Below are 13,480 nucleotides of genomic sequence, written 5' to 3'. Positions count from 1 at the left end.
TGCCGCGCTTCCAAATGCCTCTGCTGTTCGCTCACCCGATCACCATAAACATCTGACGATTAGTCAGGTAAGGGGCCGCGGCCTGCCGCGCGCTCCCGGGGCACCCGCACGCTCCCTTACTGCGGGTTGGCCGCTCGGGCTATGGTGGCAGGCGTAAAGCACTCGCGGGAGCCCGGACGCACCGGGCTGAGAGGGAGGCTGGGCGGCCTCCGACCGTACGAACCTGATCCGGGTCATGCCGGCGAAGGGAGGGGCTGGACGCCCATGCGTTCTTCACGAAACGGGCCCGGGAACGGGTCCGACGTCCTCGTGGTCGGGGGCGGCATCATCGGGCTCGCCACCGCTTGGCGGGCCGCCCAGCGCGGCCTCACCGTCGTGCTCGCCGACCCCGAACCGGGTGGCGGGGCCGCCCAGGTCGCGGCCGGAATGCTCGCCGCCGTCACCGAGCTGCACTACGGCGAGCAGACCCTGCTCGCCCTCAACGTCGAGTCCGCCCGCCGCTACCCGGCCTTCGCGGCCGAGCTGAGCGAGGTCACGGGCCTGGACACCGGCTACCGCGCCTGCGGCACGCTCGCCGTGGCGCTCAACTCCGACGACCGCGCCCACCTGCGCGACCTGCACGCGCTCCAGGTCCGCAGCGGCCTGGAGTCCGAGTGGCTGTCCGGGCGCGACTGCCGCCGTCTGGAACCCATGCTGGCCCCCGGGGTGCGCGGCGGGCTCCGGGTCGACGGTGACCACCAGATCGACCCGCGGCGGCTGGCCAAGGCGCTGGTCGCCGCCTGTACGCGGGCCGGCGTGCGGTTCGTCCACGGCTGGGCCGAGCGGCTTCGCGTCGTACGGGAGCGGGCCGCCGGCGTCGTCCTGGCGGACGGCACCCATCTCGCCGCCGATCAGGTCGTGCTCGCCGCGGGCAGCCTCAGCGGCAGGCTCAAGGGCGTACCGGAGGAACTGCTTCCGCCGGTACGTCCCGTGAAGGGCCAGGTCCTGCGGCTGACCGTGCCGCCCGCGTACGCGCCCTTCCTGTCCCGGACCGTGCGGGCGGTGGTGCGGGGCGGCGACGTCTACCTCGTACCGCGCGAGAACGGCGAGCTCGTGGTCGGCGCCACCAGCGAGGAGCTGGGCTGGGACACCACGGTCACCGCCGGCGGGGTCTACGAGCTGCTGCGCGACGCGCACGAGCTGGTGCCGGGGATCACCGAGCTGCCGCTCACCGAGACCCGGGCGGGGCTCCGTCCCGCCTCCCCCGACAACGCGCCCCTGCTCGGTCCCACCGCGCTGCCCGGTCTGCACCTGGCCACCGGGCACTACCGCAACGGCGTGCTGCTCACCGCGGTCACCGGCGACGTCATGGCGCACGTCCTGACCTCCGGTGAACTGCCCGACGAGGCACGCCCGTTCACCCCCCGACGCTTCACCCGCGCACCTTGGGAGCTGACGACCGCATGACCATCTCCGTCAACGGCGAGCCCCGCGCGCTCGCCTCCGGGACCACCCTCGACGCCCTCGTCGCCACCCTCACCCCGAGCCGCTCCGGGGTCGCCGCCGCCGTCAACGAGGCGGTCGTGCCGCGCAGCGCCTGGCCCATGACCACACTCGGCGACGGCGACCGCGTCGAGGTCCTCACCGCCGTGCAGGGAGGCTGAGCCATGGCCGACGACGTGCTGACCATCGCCGACACCGCCTTCGACTCGCGCCTGATCATGGGTACGGGCGGGGCGCCCAGCCTCGACACCCTGGAACGCGCGCTCGTCGCGTCCGGCACCGAACTGACCACGGTCGCGATGCGCCGCCTCGATCCCACCGTGCAGGGCTCGGTCCTGTCCGTACTGAACAGGCTGGGCATCACGGTGCTGCCCAACACCGCGGGCTGCTTCACCGCGGGTGAGGCCGTGCTCACCGCGCGCCTGGCCCGCGAGGCGCTCGGCACGCACTGGGTGAAGCTGGAGGTCGTCGCCGACGAACGCACCCTGCTGCCCGATCCGGTCGAACTGCTCGACGCCGCCGAGGTGTTGGTCGACGACGGGTTCACCGTGCTGCCCTACACCAACGACGACCCGGTGCTCGCACGGAAGCTGGAGGACGTGGGCTGCGCGGCGATCATGCCGCTGGGCTCCCCCATCGGTTCCGGCCTCGGCATCCGCAACCCGCACAACTTCGAGCTGATCGTGGACCGGGCGGGCGTCCCGGTGATCCTCGACGCGGGCGCGGGCACCGCCTCCGACGCCGCGCTCGCGATGGAGCTCGGCTGCTCGGCGGTGATGCTGGCCTCGGCGGTGACCCGGGCGCAGGAGCCGGTGCTCATGGCGGAGGCGATGCGGCATGCGGTGGTGGCGGGCCGGCTCGCCCACCGAGCGGGCCGAATCCCGCGCCGCCACTTCGCCGAGGCGTCCTCCACGATGGCGGGCCGGGCGGCGCTGGACCCGGAGCGGCCCGCGTTCTAGCCGGTCCGCGTCACAGGTCGGCTTCAGTACGGGCCCCACGGGGCACGCGGCGTGAACGGGGTCGCGAGCCGCTCGTAAACTCTCCCCCGTGGATACGACCCTTCATGACCCCCTCGTCGGGCAGGTGCTCGACGGCCGCTACCGCGTCGACGCGCGCATCGCCGTCGGCGGTATGGCCACGGTCTACCGGGCCGTCGACACCCGCCTCGACCGGGTGCTCGCCCTCAAGGTGATGCACCCGAGCCTCGCCGCCGACGTCTCCTTCGTGGAGCGCTTCATCCGCGAGGCCAAGTCGGTGGCCCGGCTCGCGCACCCCAATGTGGTCGGCGTCTTCGACCAGGGCGCGCAGGGCCAGTACGTCTACCTCGCGATGGAGTACGTCGCGGGCTGCACCCTGCGCGACGTGCTGCGCGAGCGCGGCGCGCTCCAGCCGCGCGCGGCCCTCGACATCCTGGAGCCCGTGCTCGCGGCCCTCGGCGCCGCGCACCGGGCCGGATTCGTCCACCGGGACATGAAGCCCGAGAACGTCCTGATCGGCGACGACGGCCGGGTCAAGGTCGCCGACTTCGGCCTGGTCAGGGCCGTCGATTCGGTGACCAGCACGACCGGCTCGGTACTCGGCACGGTCTCCTACCTGGCCCCCGAGCAGATCGAGCACGGCACCTGCGACACCCGCGCCGACGTGTACGCGTGCGGTGTCGTCCTGTACGAGATGCTCACCGGCACCAAGCCGCACAGCGGGGACACCCCCGCCCAGATCCTCTACGCCCACCTCCACGAGGGGGTTCCCGCCCCCTCCGCGGCCGTGCCCGGCCTCGCGCTGGAGCTGGACGAGCTGGTCGCCTCGGCGACCGCCCGCAACCCCGAGGTCCGCCCGCACGACGCGGTGGCCCTGCTCGCGCAGACCCGTACGGCCCGCGCGGCCCTCGCCGACGAGCAGCTGGACGCGGTGCCGCCGGGCGCGCGCACCGCCCCCGCGACCTCGGGGCCCGGCTCGGAGGACCGTACGAGTGTGATCCCGCGGGCGGTGGCGACGCCGACCGGTCCGGCGGCCACCCCGCTGCCGCCCGAGCACGCGCACGAGGCGCCCCTCAACCGCACCAGCCGGCTGATCATGCCGCAGCGCATCGAGGAGGAGCCGGAGCCCGCGCCGCGCGCTCCCCGGCGGCGGGGCGCCAACCGGCGCGCTCTGATCGCCGTGGTGGCCGCGCTCGTCATGATCCTGGGTGTCGGCGCGGGCGTCTGGTACATCAACTCCGGCCAGTTCACCCACGTTCCGGCCCTCATCGGCCAGAGCGAGGACGCGGCGAAGAAGAAGCTGTCGAACGCCGGGCTCGGCGTGAAGAAGGTCGAGGGGCAGTTCAGCGACACCGTCGAGCGCGGCCAGGTCATCGGGACCGACCCGGCCACCGGCGCCCGCATCCGCGGCAACGGCTCGGTGACGCTGGTGGTCTCGCGCGGCCCGGAGACGGCGCAGGTGCCCAAGCTGGACGGGATGCCGCTCGACCAGGCGAAGAGCGAGCTGCACAAGGCGGGCTTCGCACCGGGCGACACCAGCGCCGAGTTCAACGCTTCGGTCGCCCAGGGCTCGGTGATCCGCACCAGCCCGGCGGCCGGCGTCAAGCGCCACACGGACACCGCCGTCGCGCTGGTCGTCAGCAAGGGCGCGCCCATCGACGTGCCGAGCGTGGTCGGCGACACCGTGGACGCGGCGACCTCCGCGCTCCAGGGCGCCGGGCTCAAGGTCGTCGTCGCGCCCGATCAGGTCAACTCGCCGCAGGACGCGGGCAAGGTGGCCGCGCAGTCCGCCGCCGAGCACGCCCAGCTCGCGCAGGGCGACACGGTGACCCTGACCGTCTCCAAGGGCCCCCGGATGATCACCGTGCCCACGGTGACCGGCGAGAAGGCCGCCGACGCCCAGAAGGCACTGGAGGGCGCCGGATTCAAGGTGAAGGTCGACCGCAGCTTCCCGTTCCTCAGCGACGAGGTCTCCGGCCAGTCCGTCAACGGCGGCGCCCAGGCCCCGGAGGGCTCCACGATCACCATCACCACCAAGGGACTGTAGGTAGCCACCCCATGCGCAACCCCATCGGCGGCCACGTCCCCGTGGCCGGCGGCCTAGCCACGACCGGCCTCGCCTACGCGCGCGACATCGGCGCCGAGACCGTGCAGGTCTTCGCCGCCAACCCGCGCGGCTGGGCCACCCCCAGCGGGAACCCGGCCCAGGACGAGCGGTTCCGGGCCGAGTGCGCCGAGGCCTCGATCCCGGCGTACGTCCACGCCCCCTACCTGATCAACTTCGGCTCGCACACCGAGGCGACGGCCGAGAAGTCGGTGGAGTCGCTGCGGCACTCGCTGCGCAGGGGCCGCGAGATCGGCGCGCTCGGCGTGGTCGTGCACACCGGCTCGGCGACCGGCGGACGCCCGCGCGCCGAGGCTCTGGCGCAGGTCCGGACGCGTCTGCTGCCGCTGCTCGACGAACTGACCCATGACGACGACCCGTTCCTGCTCCTGGAGTCGACCGCCGGACAGGGCTTCTCCCTGTGCTCGCGCACCTGGGACTTCGGTCCCTACTTCGAGGCCCTGGACGCCCACCCCAAGCTGGGCGTCTGCCTGGACACCTGCCACATCTACGCGGCCGGGCACGACCTCGCCGGACCCGGCGGGATGAAGCAGACCCTGGACCTGCTGGTGGACACGGTCGGCGCGGGCCGCCTGAAGCTGATCCACGCCAATGACTCCAAGGACGTGGTCGGCGCGCACAAGGACCGGCACGAGAACATCGGCTCCGGGCACATCGGCGCCGAACCGTTCCGCGAGCTGCTCGCCCACCCGGCGACCGCCGGCGTACCGCTGATCATCGAGACGCCGGGCGGCCAGGAAGGACATGCGGCGGACGTGGCGCGGCTGAAGTCGCTCCGCGCGTAGATCCGGCTGGCGGGGGGGGCCGGCTCTCAGAGCTCGGGGCCGTCCCCGGGCTCCTCCTGGTAGGAGTAGCGCTGTTCGCGCCAGGGGTCGCCGATGTTGTGGTAGCCCCGCTCCTCCCAGAAGCCCCGGCGGTCCGCGGTCATGTACTCGATGCCGCGGACCCACTTGGGGCCCTTCCAGGCGTAGAGGTGCGGTACGACCAGGCGCAGCGGGAAGCCGTGTTCGGCGGTGAGCAGCTCGCCGCCGTTGTGGGTGGCGAAGACGGTGCGGTCGGAGAGGAAGTCCGCCAGGCGCAGGTTGGAGCTGAAGCCGTACTCGGCCCAGACCATCACATGGGTGACCTCGGGTGCGGGCGGCGCGAGTTCGGCGATCGTGCGGGCCATCACCCCGCCCCATTCGGCACCCAGCATCGAGAACTTGGTGACGCAGTGCAGGTCGGCGACCACGGTCGCGAACGGAAGCGCCGAGAAGTCCTCGTGGTTCCAGCAGTGCTTGTCGCCGTCGGCGGTGGCCCCGAAGACCCGGAACTCCCAGCGCTCCGGCTTGAACTTGGGCACCGGTCCGTAGTGGGTGACCGGCCAGCCGCGCTGAAGCCGCTGCCCCGGAGGAAGCTCCGATTCCGCTTCTTCCCGCCGTTCCCGGCTCTCCGGCTGACCCATGACTCCATGGTGACAGACCTGGAGGGGTGGTGATGACCAGGGCCGTCTCTATTCGGGCAACTCGTACTAAGCATGCACTTACTGGACGGTCTCTGATCACGGTGCGAGGATGCGCGGAACCTGCCCAGTTACCGCTTGGAAGGAGCCTCTGCGATGCAGGGCGACCCCGAGGTCATCGAATTCCTCAACGAGCAGCTGAGTGCCGAGCTGACGGCGATCAACCAGTACTGGCTGCACAGCGCGATGCAGGCCAACTTCGGCTGGACGAAGCTGGCCAAGTACACGCGTCACGAGTCGATCGACGAGATGAAGCACGCGGAGGTGCTGACCGACCGGATCCTCTTCCTGGACGGCCTGCCGAACTTCCAGCGCCTCTTCCACGTGCGGATCGGGCAGACGGTCACCGAGATGTTCCAGGCAGACCGGCAGATCGAGGTCGAGGCGATCGATCGTCTCAAGCGGGGCATCGAGGTGATGCGCGCCAAGGGCGACATCACGTCCGCGAACATCTTCGAGTCGATCCTGGCCGACGAGGAGCACCACATCGACTACCTCGACACTCAGCTGGAGCTGGTCGAGAAGCTCGGCGAGCCGCTCTACATCGCACAGCTCATCGAGCAGCCGGAGAGCTAGGGCCGGACGGGAGCCTAGGCCGCCTCGTCGAGGGCGGGGGCGAGCTCCGGGGCCATCGCGGTGAGCGCGGGCTCGCCCTGCTCCACCAGCTCCCGCCGGGGGCAGGCGCCGCGGCCGAGCAGCGACTGTATCCGGCGGACGCACGAACCGCAGTCGGTGCCGGCCTTGCAGGCGGAAGCGATCTGGCGGGGGGTGCAGGCACCGCCCTCCGCGTGCTTCTTGACCTGCTCCTCGGTGACGCCGAAGCAGTTGCATACGTACACGCGGTTCACCTCCCGGAGCGATCAGAGCGGGATCGACAGGTCACGGCCATCCCGATTGATCGGTGAGGCTAACCTAACCTTACCTGGCGCTCCCGGCGGGCGACAGCCCCTGATACGCCAGTGGGGCGCGGATCACATCGATCCGCGCCCCACTCGTGCGTACGGCCGAGACCTACTGGTCGCGGTACATCTCGGCGACCAGGAACGCCAGGTCCAGGGACTGGCTGCGGTTGAGCCGCGGGTCGCAGGCCGTCTCGTAGCGCTGGTGCAGATCGTCGACGAAGATCTCGTCGCCGCCGCCCACGCACTCGGTGACGTCGTCACCGGTGAGCTCGACGTGGATGCCGCCCGGGTGGGTGCCCAGCGCCTTGTGGACCTCGAAGAAGCCCTTGACCTCGTCCAGGACGTCGTCGAAGCGGCGGGTCTTGTGGCCGGAGGCCGCCTCGAAGGTGTTGCCGTGCATCGGGTCGGTGACCCAGGCGACGACCGCCCCGGAGGCGGTGACCTTCTCGACCAGCTCGGGGAGCTTGTCGCGGACCTTGTCGGCGCCCATGCGGACCACGAAGGTCAGCCGGCCGGGCTCGCGGTCGGGGTCCAGGCGGTCGACGTAGGTGAGCGCCTCGTCCACCGTCGTCGTCGGGCCCAGCTTGATCCCGATCGGGTTGCGGATCTTGGAGGCGAACTCGATGTGCGCGCCGTCCAGCTGCCGGGTGCGCTCACCGATCCACACCATGTGGCCCGAGGTGTCGTACAGGCTGCCGGTGCGGGAGTCCACGCGGGTCAGCGCCGACTCGTAGTCGAGCAGCAGCGCCTCGTGCGAGGCGTAGAACTCGACGGCCTTGAACTCGGCCGGGTCGGTGCCGCAGGCCTTCATGAAGTTCAGCGCGTTGTCGATCTCGCGGGCGAGCTGCTCGTAGCGCTGGCCGGAGGGGGACGACTTCACGAAGTCCTGGTTCCAGGCGTGCACCTGGCGCAGGTCCGCGTAACCGCCGGTGGTGAAGGCGCGCACCAGGTTGAGCGTGGAGGCGGACGCGTTGTACATCCGCTTCAGGCGCTCGGGGTCCGGGACGCGGTCCTTCTCCGTGAAGGCGAAGCCGTTCACGGAGTCACCGCGGTAGGTCGGCAGGGTCACGCCGTCGCGGGTCTCGGTGCCCTTGGAGCGGGGCTTGGAGTACTGGCCGGCGATGCGGCCGACCTTCACCACGGGCACGGAGGCCGCGTAGGTGAGGACGGCGCTCATCTGGAGGAGGGTCTTGAGCTTGGCCCGGATGTGGTCTGCCGACACCCCGTCGAAGGCCTCGGCACAGTCGCCGCCCTGGAGCAGGAACGCCTCGCCCTTGGCGACGGCTCCCAGACGGGCGCGCAGCTGGTCGCACTCGCCCGCGAAGACGAGCGGCGGATACGACTCGAGGTCCGCGATCACATCGCGCAGAGCCTCGGCATCGGGGTACTCGGGCTGCTGCGCCGCGGGAAGGTCACGCCAGGTGTTTACGTTCACGGTCACCGGACCCACATTACGGGGTCGGCCTGGCCGTCCACGCCCGGCGACCACTAAATGAGACGGCGGCCACCCGCACGCGGACGGGCCGCGCGCCAGGGCCGTCCCTCTCGCGCCCGCGCCCCCTGTTAATCTCACGCCACTTGTTGAATAGCGGGCAAAGCGACCAGGGGTGGGTGTGAGCCGAAGCGTGAGCAGACGGCAGCAGCGAGACGCGAAGAAGAGACTTTTCGCCTATGGGGTGGCCGGGGCGGTCGTCGCGACCGCGCTCGGCACGGTGGCCGTGGCGGCGCCGGGCGCAGTGGCGTCACCGGCGGACGGCCGGGGCCCGGGTGCCGGGGGGAGCCTGCAGTCCCAATTCGCGGACGCGGCCAAGGAGTTCAAGGTTCCGCAGAGCGTCCTGATGGCGGTCTCCTACCGCCAGACGCTCTGGGAGGACCACGACGGCAGGCCCAGCACGTCGGGCGCGTACAACGTCATGGGGCTGACCCGGGTCACGCCCGCCGACCTGGAGCGGCCCAGCGACCAGGAGCGGCTCGCCCACCTGGACATGAGCGGCGACCCGTCGGTCATGAAGAAGTTCGACCCCAAGAAGGCACTGGCCACCGCCGCGCCCGCCGTCGACACCAACGACCCCCGGCTGCACACGCTGGACACCGCCGCGGCGCTGATCGGCAAGCCGGTGGCCGCGGTACGCGACGACGCCGGGCAGAGCATCCGGGCGGGCGCCGCGCTGCTCGCCCAGTACCAGCGCGCGGCCACCGGCTCGCTGCCGGGCGAGGCGGGCGCCTGGTACCCGGCGGTGGCCCGCTACAGCGAGGCCTCCGACGCCAAGGGCGCCGACCTCTTCGCGCGGCGCGTCTTCGACTCGGTGCGTTCCGGCGAGAGTCGCGTGACCACCGACGGCCAGCGCCTGACGCTGCCCGCGGACAGCACCGTCAAGCCGGTCAAGACCGTCACGGCCTCGAAGGCGCCGCTGGCGGCCACGTCCTCGAAGGCGGCGGCGGACGCGGTGGTGCCCGAGTGCCCGGTGGGCCTGGCCTGCGACTTCAAGCCGGCCGACCCGAACAACTACAACGTGGCGACGCGGCCGGACAACGGCTTCGACATCCGGCAGATCGTGATCCACGACACGGAGACCGACTACCAGACCGCCGTCAACACGTTCCAGAACCCGACGAGCAGCGCCAGCGCGCACTACATCGTCAAGGACGACGGCAGCCTCGTCACGCAACTGGTGGCGACGAAGGACGAGTCGTACCACGCGGGCAACAAGACCATGAACATGCACGCCCTCGGCGTGGAGCACGTGGGCTTCGCGATGAAGGCGGGCAGCTGGTACGGCGAGCCGCTGTACGACTCCTCCGCCACGCTGGTGAAGTACCTGGCCGAGCGCTTCAACATCCCGCTGGACCGCGAGCACATCATCGGCCACGACGAGGTGCCGGGTCCGCTGGACGGGTACGTCGCCGGGCAGCACTGGGACCCGGGCCCGTTCTGGGACTGGAACCACTACATGTCCCTGCTCGGCGCCCCGACCGGCGACGGCGGCGCGGGCCAGCCGCTCGCGGCCGGCCAGGTCGTCAAGGTCGTGCCGCCGTTCAGCGCCCAGACCACGACGTACCTCGACCCCGTCACCAAGGTCCGCTCCACGTTCAACGAGCCGGTCAACTTCGGCTTCCTGTACACGACCCCGTCGACCACGGGCGACCCGCTGACCGACCCGTACCTGGGTACGCAGGTCGCCACGGAGGGCCCCAACTGGGCCAACAAGGTCGTCGCCGGCGGCTCCTACGTCGTCGCGGACTGGCAGGGCGACTGGACGGCGATCTGGTACGGCGGGCAGAAGGCCTGGTTCTACAACCCGGGCGGCCAGTACACGGCGGTGGTCGATCCCTCGGGCCCGGTCGTCCTGAAGGCGAAGGGCACGGCCGCGGTCGCGGTCTACGGGCGCTCCTACCCCGAGGACGCGGCGTACGCGGGCACCGGCGTCCCGGTGCAGGGCAGCAACTCGGCCTCGCTGACGAAGTACACCATCCCGGCCGACCAGGCCTACGTCGCCGCCGGTGCGCCGGTCGCGGGTGACTACTACTACGGCGGCACCACGCTCGGCACCCTGGTGAAGGGCACCCAGACCTTCTACCCGATCCGCTACAACCACCGGATCGCCTGGGTGCGCACGGCCGACGTCCAGCAGGTCACCCCGGCCGGCCCGATCCGCGCGGACAACCGCTACGACCTGCTGGCGCGGGACGCCAACGGTGGCCTGTGGCAGTACCAGGGTTCGGGCGACATCACACAGCCCTTTCTGACCCGGTTCAAGATCGGTAGCGGCTGGGGCGTCTACAACGCCATGACCGACCTGTCGGACTTCCGTGCCGATGGCCGCGGCGACCTGATCGCCCGGGACACCTCCGGTGTGGCCTGGTACTACAAGGGCAGCGGCAACCCGGCCGCCCCGTTCGGCGACCGGGTCAAGCTCGGCGCGGGCTGGGGCGTGTTCAACGCGCTGGTGGGCGCGGGCGATCTGACCGGCGACGGCCAGGCCGACCTGATCGCCCGGGACGGCGACGGCAAGCTCTGGTTCTACCCGGGCACGGGCGGCCCCGCCTTCGGTCAGCGCACGCAGATCGGCAGCAGCTGGCAGATCTACGACGCGATCCTGAGCACCGGCGATCTCGACGGCGACGGCAAGGGCGACTTCATCGCGCGCGAGCCGTCCGGGAAGCTGTGGTTCTACCCGGGCACCGGCAGCTCCATCCAGCCGTTCGGCGACCGCCACCAGATCGGCTCGGGCTGGAACATCTACAACGCGATCGTCAGCTCGGGCGATCTGAACGGCGACGGCAAGCCGGACCTGACCGGCCGCGACGCCGATGGCCAGCTCTGGTTCTACCCGGGCAACGGCGGCACGGTGCAGCCGTTCGGCGACCGCCGCCAGATCGGCAGCGGCTGGAACATCTACAACACGCTGCTCTGATCCCGGCCCCGATGGCCCTGCCGGCGCGCGGGGCCATCGGGTAGAGTCCCCGGCATGTTCGCGCACTCGACCCAGAACTGGTGGTGGACCGCTCATCCGGCGGCCCGCTGATCTCTGCGCGTACACAGACTCGCGAAGGCCGCCCCGAGGGGCGGCCTTCAGTGTTTTCCGGGCTGTTCCTCCCGCTCACCACCGGAAGGAACCAACTCATGCTCATCCAGAGGCTGTTGGACGACTCCTGCCCGCCGTTCGCCCTGCTGCGCAGGCGCACCCCGGGCCGCGACCACGACACCGTGGAGCTGTTGATCGGCGCGGTCCACGAGGCCGAGCACCTCGCCGACCTCCCCGTCGGCAACCGGCCCGCCCTCGCCCTGGTGCCGTTCCGGCAGATCAGGGAGCGCGGCTTCGACGTCCGCGACGACAACACCCCGCTCTCGGTGCTCGTCGCGGACGAGACCTACGAACTGCCGCTCGCGGACGTGCTCGCCGAGCTGCCCGCGCACGACGTGCGGGTCGAGGGCGGCGGGTTCGACGTCAGCGACGACGCGTACGCCGAGATCGTCCGGCGGGTGATCGACGACGAGATCGGCCGCGGCGAGGGCGCGAACTTCGTCATCCGGCGCACCTTCACCGGCGAGATCCCCGGCTTCGGCCGGTCCGACGCCCTGGCCCTGTTCCGGCGCCTGCTGACCGGCGAGCGGGGCGCGTACTGGACGTTCGTGGTGCACACCCCGGACCGCACGCTGGTCGGGGCGAGTCCCGAGGTGCATGTGCGGATGTCCGGCGGCACGGTCGTCATGAACCCGATCAGCGGGACCTACCGCTACCCGGCGGGCGGTCCCACCCCCGAGGGCCTGCTGGCCTTCCTCGCCGACCGCAAGGAGACCGACGAGCTGTCGATGGTGGTCGACGAGGAGCTCAAGATGATGTGCACGGTCGGCGACATGGGCGGGGTCGTGATCGGCCCCCGCCTGAAGGAGATGGCCCATCTCGCGCACACCGAGTACGAGTTGAGGGGCCGCTCGTCGCTCGATGTGCGCGACGTGCTGCGCGAGACGATGTTCGCGGCGACGGTCACCGGGTCGCCGGTGCAGAACGCGTGCCGGGTCATCGAGCGGTACGAGCCCGGTGGGCGCGGCTATTACGCGGGCGCGCTCGCCCTGCTCGGCCGGGACGCGGGCGGCGCCCAGACGCTGGACTCCCCCATCCTGATCCGCACGGCGGACATCTCCCCGGACGGGCGGCTCAAGGTGCCGGTCGGGGCCACGCTGGTACGCCACTCGGACCCGGCGGGCGAGGTCGCCGAGACCCATGCCAAGGCGGCGGGCGTCCTGGCGGCGCTCGGGGTGCGGCCCGCACGCCCGCACACCGATGCCGTACGGCCCCGGCTCGCGGAGGATCCCCGGGTGCGGGCCGCGCTGGACGCCCGGCGGGCCGACCTCGCGCCGTTCTGGCTGCGGATGCAGGACCGGCCCGCCGAACCGGCCGGCTCGGCGCTGGTCATCGACGGCGAGGACACCTTCACGGCGATGCTGGCGCATGTGCTGCGCTCAGCGGGGCTCTCGGTCTCGGTGCTCCGCTACGACGCCCCACAGCTGCGCGAGCGGGCGCTCGGCCACGAGGGGCCGGTGATCCTCGGGCCCGGTCCAGGCGACCCCTCGAAGACGGCCGACCCGAAGATGCGGCTGCTGCGCCCGCTGGCGGCGGAACTCCTGCGCTCGCACCGGCACGGGCTGCTCGGGGTGTGCCTCGGGCATGAGCTGATCGCGGCGGAGCTGGGGCTTGAGATCGTGCGCAAGCAGGTGCCGCATCAGGGGGCTCAGGTGCGGATCGACCTGTTCGGCCGGCCGGAGACGGTGGGCTTCTACAACAGCTTCGTGGCGCGGTGCGAAGGGGACGTACCGGGTGTGGAGGTGGCCCGGGACGCGTCGACGGGCGAGGTCCACGCACTGCGCGGGCCGGGTTACGCGGGCATCCAGTTCCACCCCGAGTCGGTACTGACCCTGCGCGGCCCGGAACTGATCCGGGACCTGCTGGCGGGGGTGACGGTGGGCTGATCCGGCTGAGCGGGGGCACGG

At 71.6% G+C, this 13,480-nt stretch carries 12 protein-coding genes and 1 riboswitch; of the genes, 9 read left to right on the top strand and 3 right to left on the bottom strand.

From position 1 onward, the window contains the following. Nucleotides 1–154 precede the first annotated feature (154 nt). A riboswitch (TPP riboswitch) is annotated at nucleotides 155–267 on the top strand. The 5 genes from thiO to OG522_RS27130 all read left to right on the top strand — a co-directional run bounded on the left by thiO (nucleotide 265) and on the right by OG522_RS27130 (nucleotide 5,369). Continuing rightward, nucleotides 265–1,446, top strand: a complete 1,182-nt coding sequence (thiO, locus tag OG522_RS27150; protein WP_329465622.1) for a glycine oxidase ThiO — start codon at nucleotides 265–267, stop codon at nucleotides 1,444–1,446. It overlaps the preceding riboswitch by 3 nt. After that, a complete protein-coding gene (thiS, locus tag OG522_RS27145) occupies nucleotides 1,443–1,643 on the top strand; it encodes a sulfur carrier protein ThiS (RefSeq protein ID WP_329465621.1) in 201 nt (66 codons plus the stop codon). The genes thiO and thiS overlap by 4 nt, the downstream gene beginning before the upstream one ends. A 3-nt stretch (nucleotides 1,644–1,646) precedes the next feature. Then, nucleotides 1,647–2,441: a thiazole synthase gene (locus OG522_RS27140; RefSeq protein ID WP_329465620.1), complete on the top strand. Its 795-nt coding sequence runs from the start codon at nucleotides 1,647–1,649 to the stop codon at nucleotides 2,439–2,441. Nucleotides 2,442–2,529: 88 nt separating this feature from the next. Then, nucleotides 2,530–4,506, top strand: coding sequence for a Stk1 family PASTA domain-containing Ser/Thr kinase (gene pknB / locus OG522_RS27135; protein WP_329465619.1), 1,977 nt, complete (start codon nucleotides 2,530–2,532; stop codon nucleotides 4,504–4,506). An 11-nt stretch (nucleotides 4,507–4,517) separates the two neighbouring features. After that, nucleotides 4,518–5,369, top strand: a complete 852-nt coding sequence (locus tag OG522_RS27130) for a deoxyribonuclease IV (RefSeq protein WP_329465618.1) — start codon at nucleotides 4,518–4,520, stop codon at nucleotides 5,367–5,369. Between the two features lie 26 nt (nucleotides 5,370–5,395). On the opposite strand, the gene OG522_RS27125 is transcribed toward OG522_RS27130, so the two are convergent. Then, nucleotides 5,396–6,028 (bottom strand): sulfite oxidase-like oxidoreductase, encoded by a 633-nt coding sequence (locus tag OG522_RS27125; RefSeq protein WP_329465617.1) that lies wholly within the window; start codon nucleotides 6,026–6,028, stop codon nucleotides 5,396–5,398. Nucleotides 6,029–6,181: 153 nt separating this feature from the next. Between OG522_RS27125 and bfr the strand changes: the two genes are divergently transcribed. After that, the gene (gene bfr, locus OG522_RS27120) at nucleotides 6,182–6,661 is read left to right on the top strand and encodes a bacterioferritin (RefSeq protein WP_120724184.1); all 480 of its coding nucleotides are present in this window, start codon (nucleotides 6,182–6,184) and stop codon (nucleotides 6,659–6,661) included. A 14-nt stretch (nucleotides 6,662–6,675) separates the two neighbouring features. Here bfr and OG522_RS27115 read toward each other — a convergent pair whose 3' ends face one another. Both OG522_RS27115 and OG522_RS27110 read right to left on the bottom strand, forming a co-directional pair. After that, nucleotides 6,676–6,933, bottom strand: a complete 258-nt coding sequence (locus OG522_RS27115; protein WP_329465616.1) for a (2Fe-2S)-binding protein — start codon at nucleotides 6,931–6,933, stop codon at nucleotides 6,676–6,678. Nucleotides 6,934–7,096: 163 nt separating this feature from the next. Beyond that, entirely contained in the window at nucleotides 7,097–8,437 is a 1,341-nt protein-coding gene (locus OG522_RS27110; protein WP_382808934.1) for a class II 3-deoxy-7-phosphoheptulonate synthase, read from the bottom strand. A gap of 175 nt (nucleotides 8,438–8,612) precedes the next feature. On the opposite strand from OG522_RS27110, the gene OG522_RS27105 reads away from it, so the two are divergent. The 3 genes from OG522_RS27105 to OG522_RS27100 all read left to right on the top strand — a co-directional run bounded on the left by OG522_RS27105 (nucleotide 8,613) and on the right by OG522_RS27100 (nucleotide 13,459). Continuing rightward, nucleotides 8,613–11,402 carry an N-acetylmuramoyl-L-alanine amidase gene (locus tag OG522_RS27105; protein WP_329465614.1) on the top strand — a complete coding sequence of 930 codons (2,790 nt, stop codon included), beginning with the start codon at nucleotides 8,613–8,615 and terminating at the stop codon, nucleotides 11,400–11,402. 54 nt (nucleotides 11,403–11,456) lie between these two features. Beyond that, complete coding sequence (locus OG522_RS41265) at nucleotides 11,457–11,513, top strand: trp operon leader peptide (protein ID WP_078516689.1); 57 nt, start codon at nucleotides 11,457–11,459, stop codon at nucleotides 11,511–11,513. Nucleotides 11,514–11,611: 98 nt separating this feature from the next. After that, complete coding sequence (locus OG522_RS27100; RefSeq protein ID WP_329465613.1) at nucleotides 11,612–13,459, top strand: anthranilate synthase family protein; 1,848 nt, start codon at nucleotides 11,612–11,614, stop codon at nucleotides 13,457–13,459. The last annotated feature ends 21 nt before the right edge of the window (nucleotides 13,460–13,480 follow it).

The sequence above is a fragment of the Streptomyces sp. NBC_01431 genome (assembly GCF_036231355.1).
In the GTDB taxonomy this organism is placed as follows: Bacteria; Actinomycetota; Actinomycetes; order Streptomycetales; family Streptomycetaceae; genus Streptomyces.
This window is presented reverse-complemented; position numbering and strand designations above follow the sequence as displayed.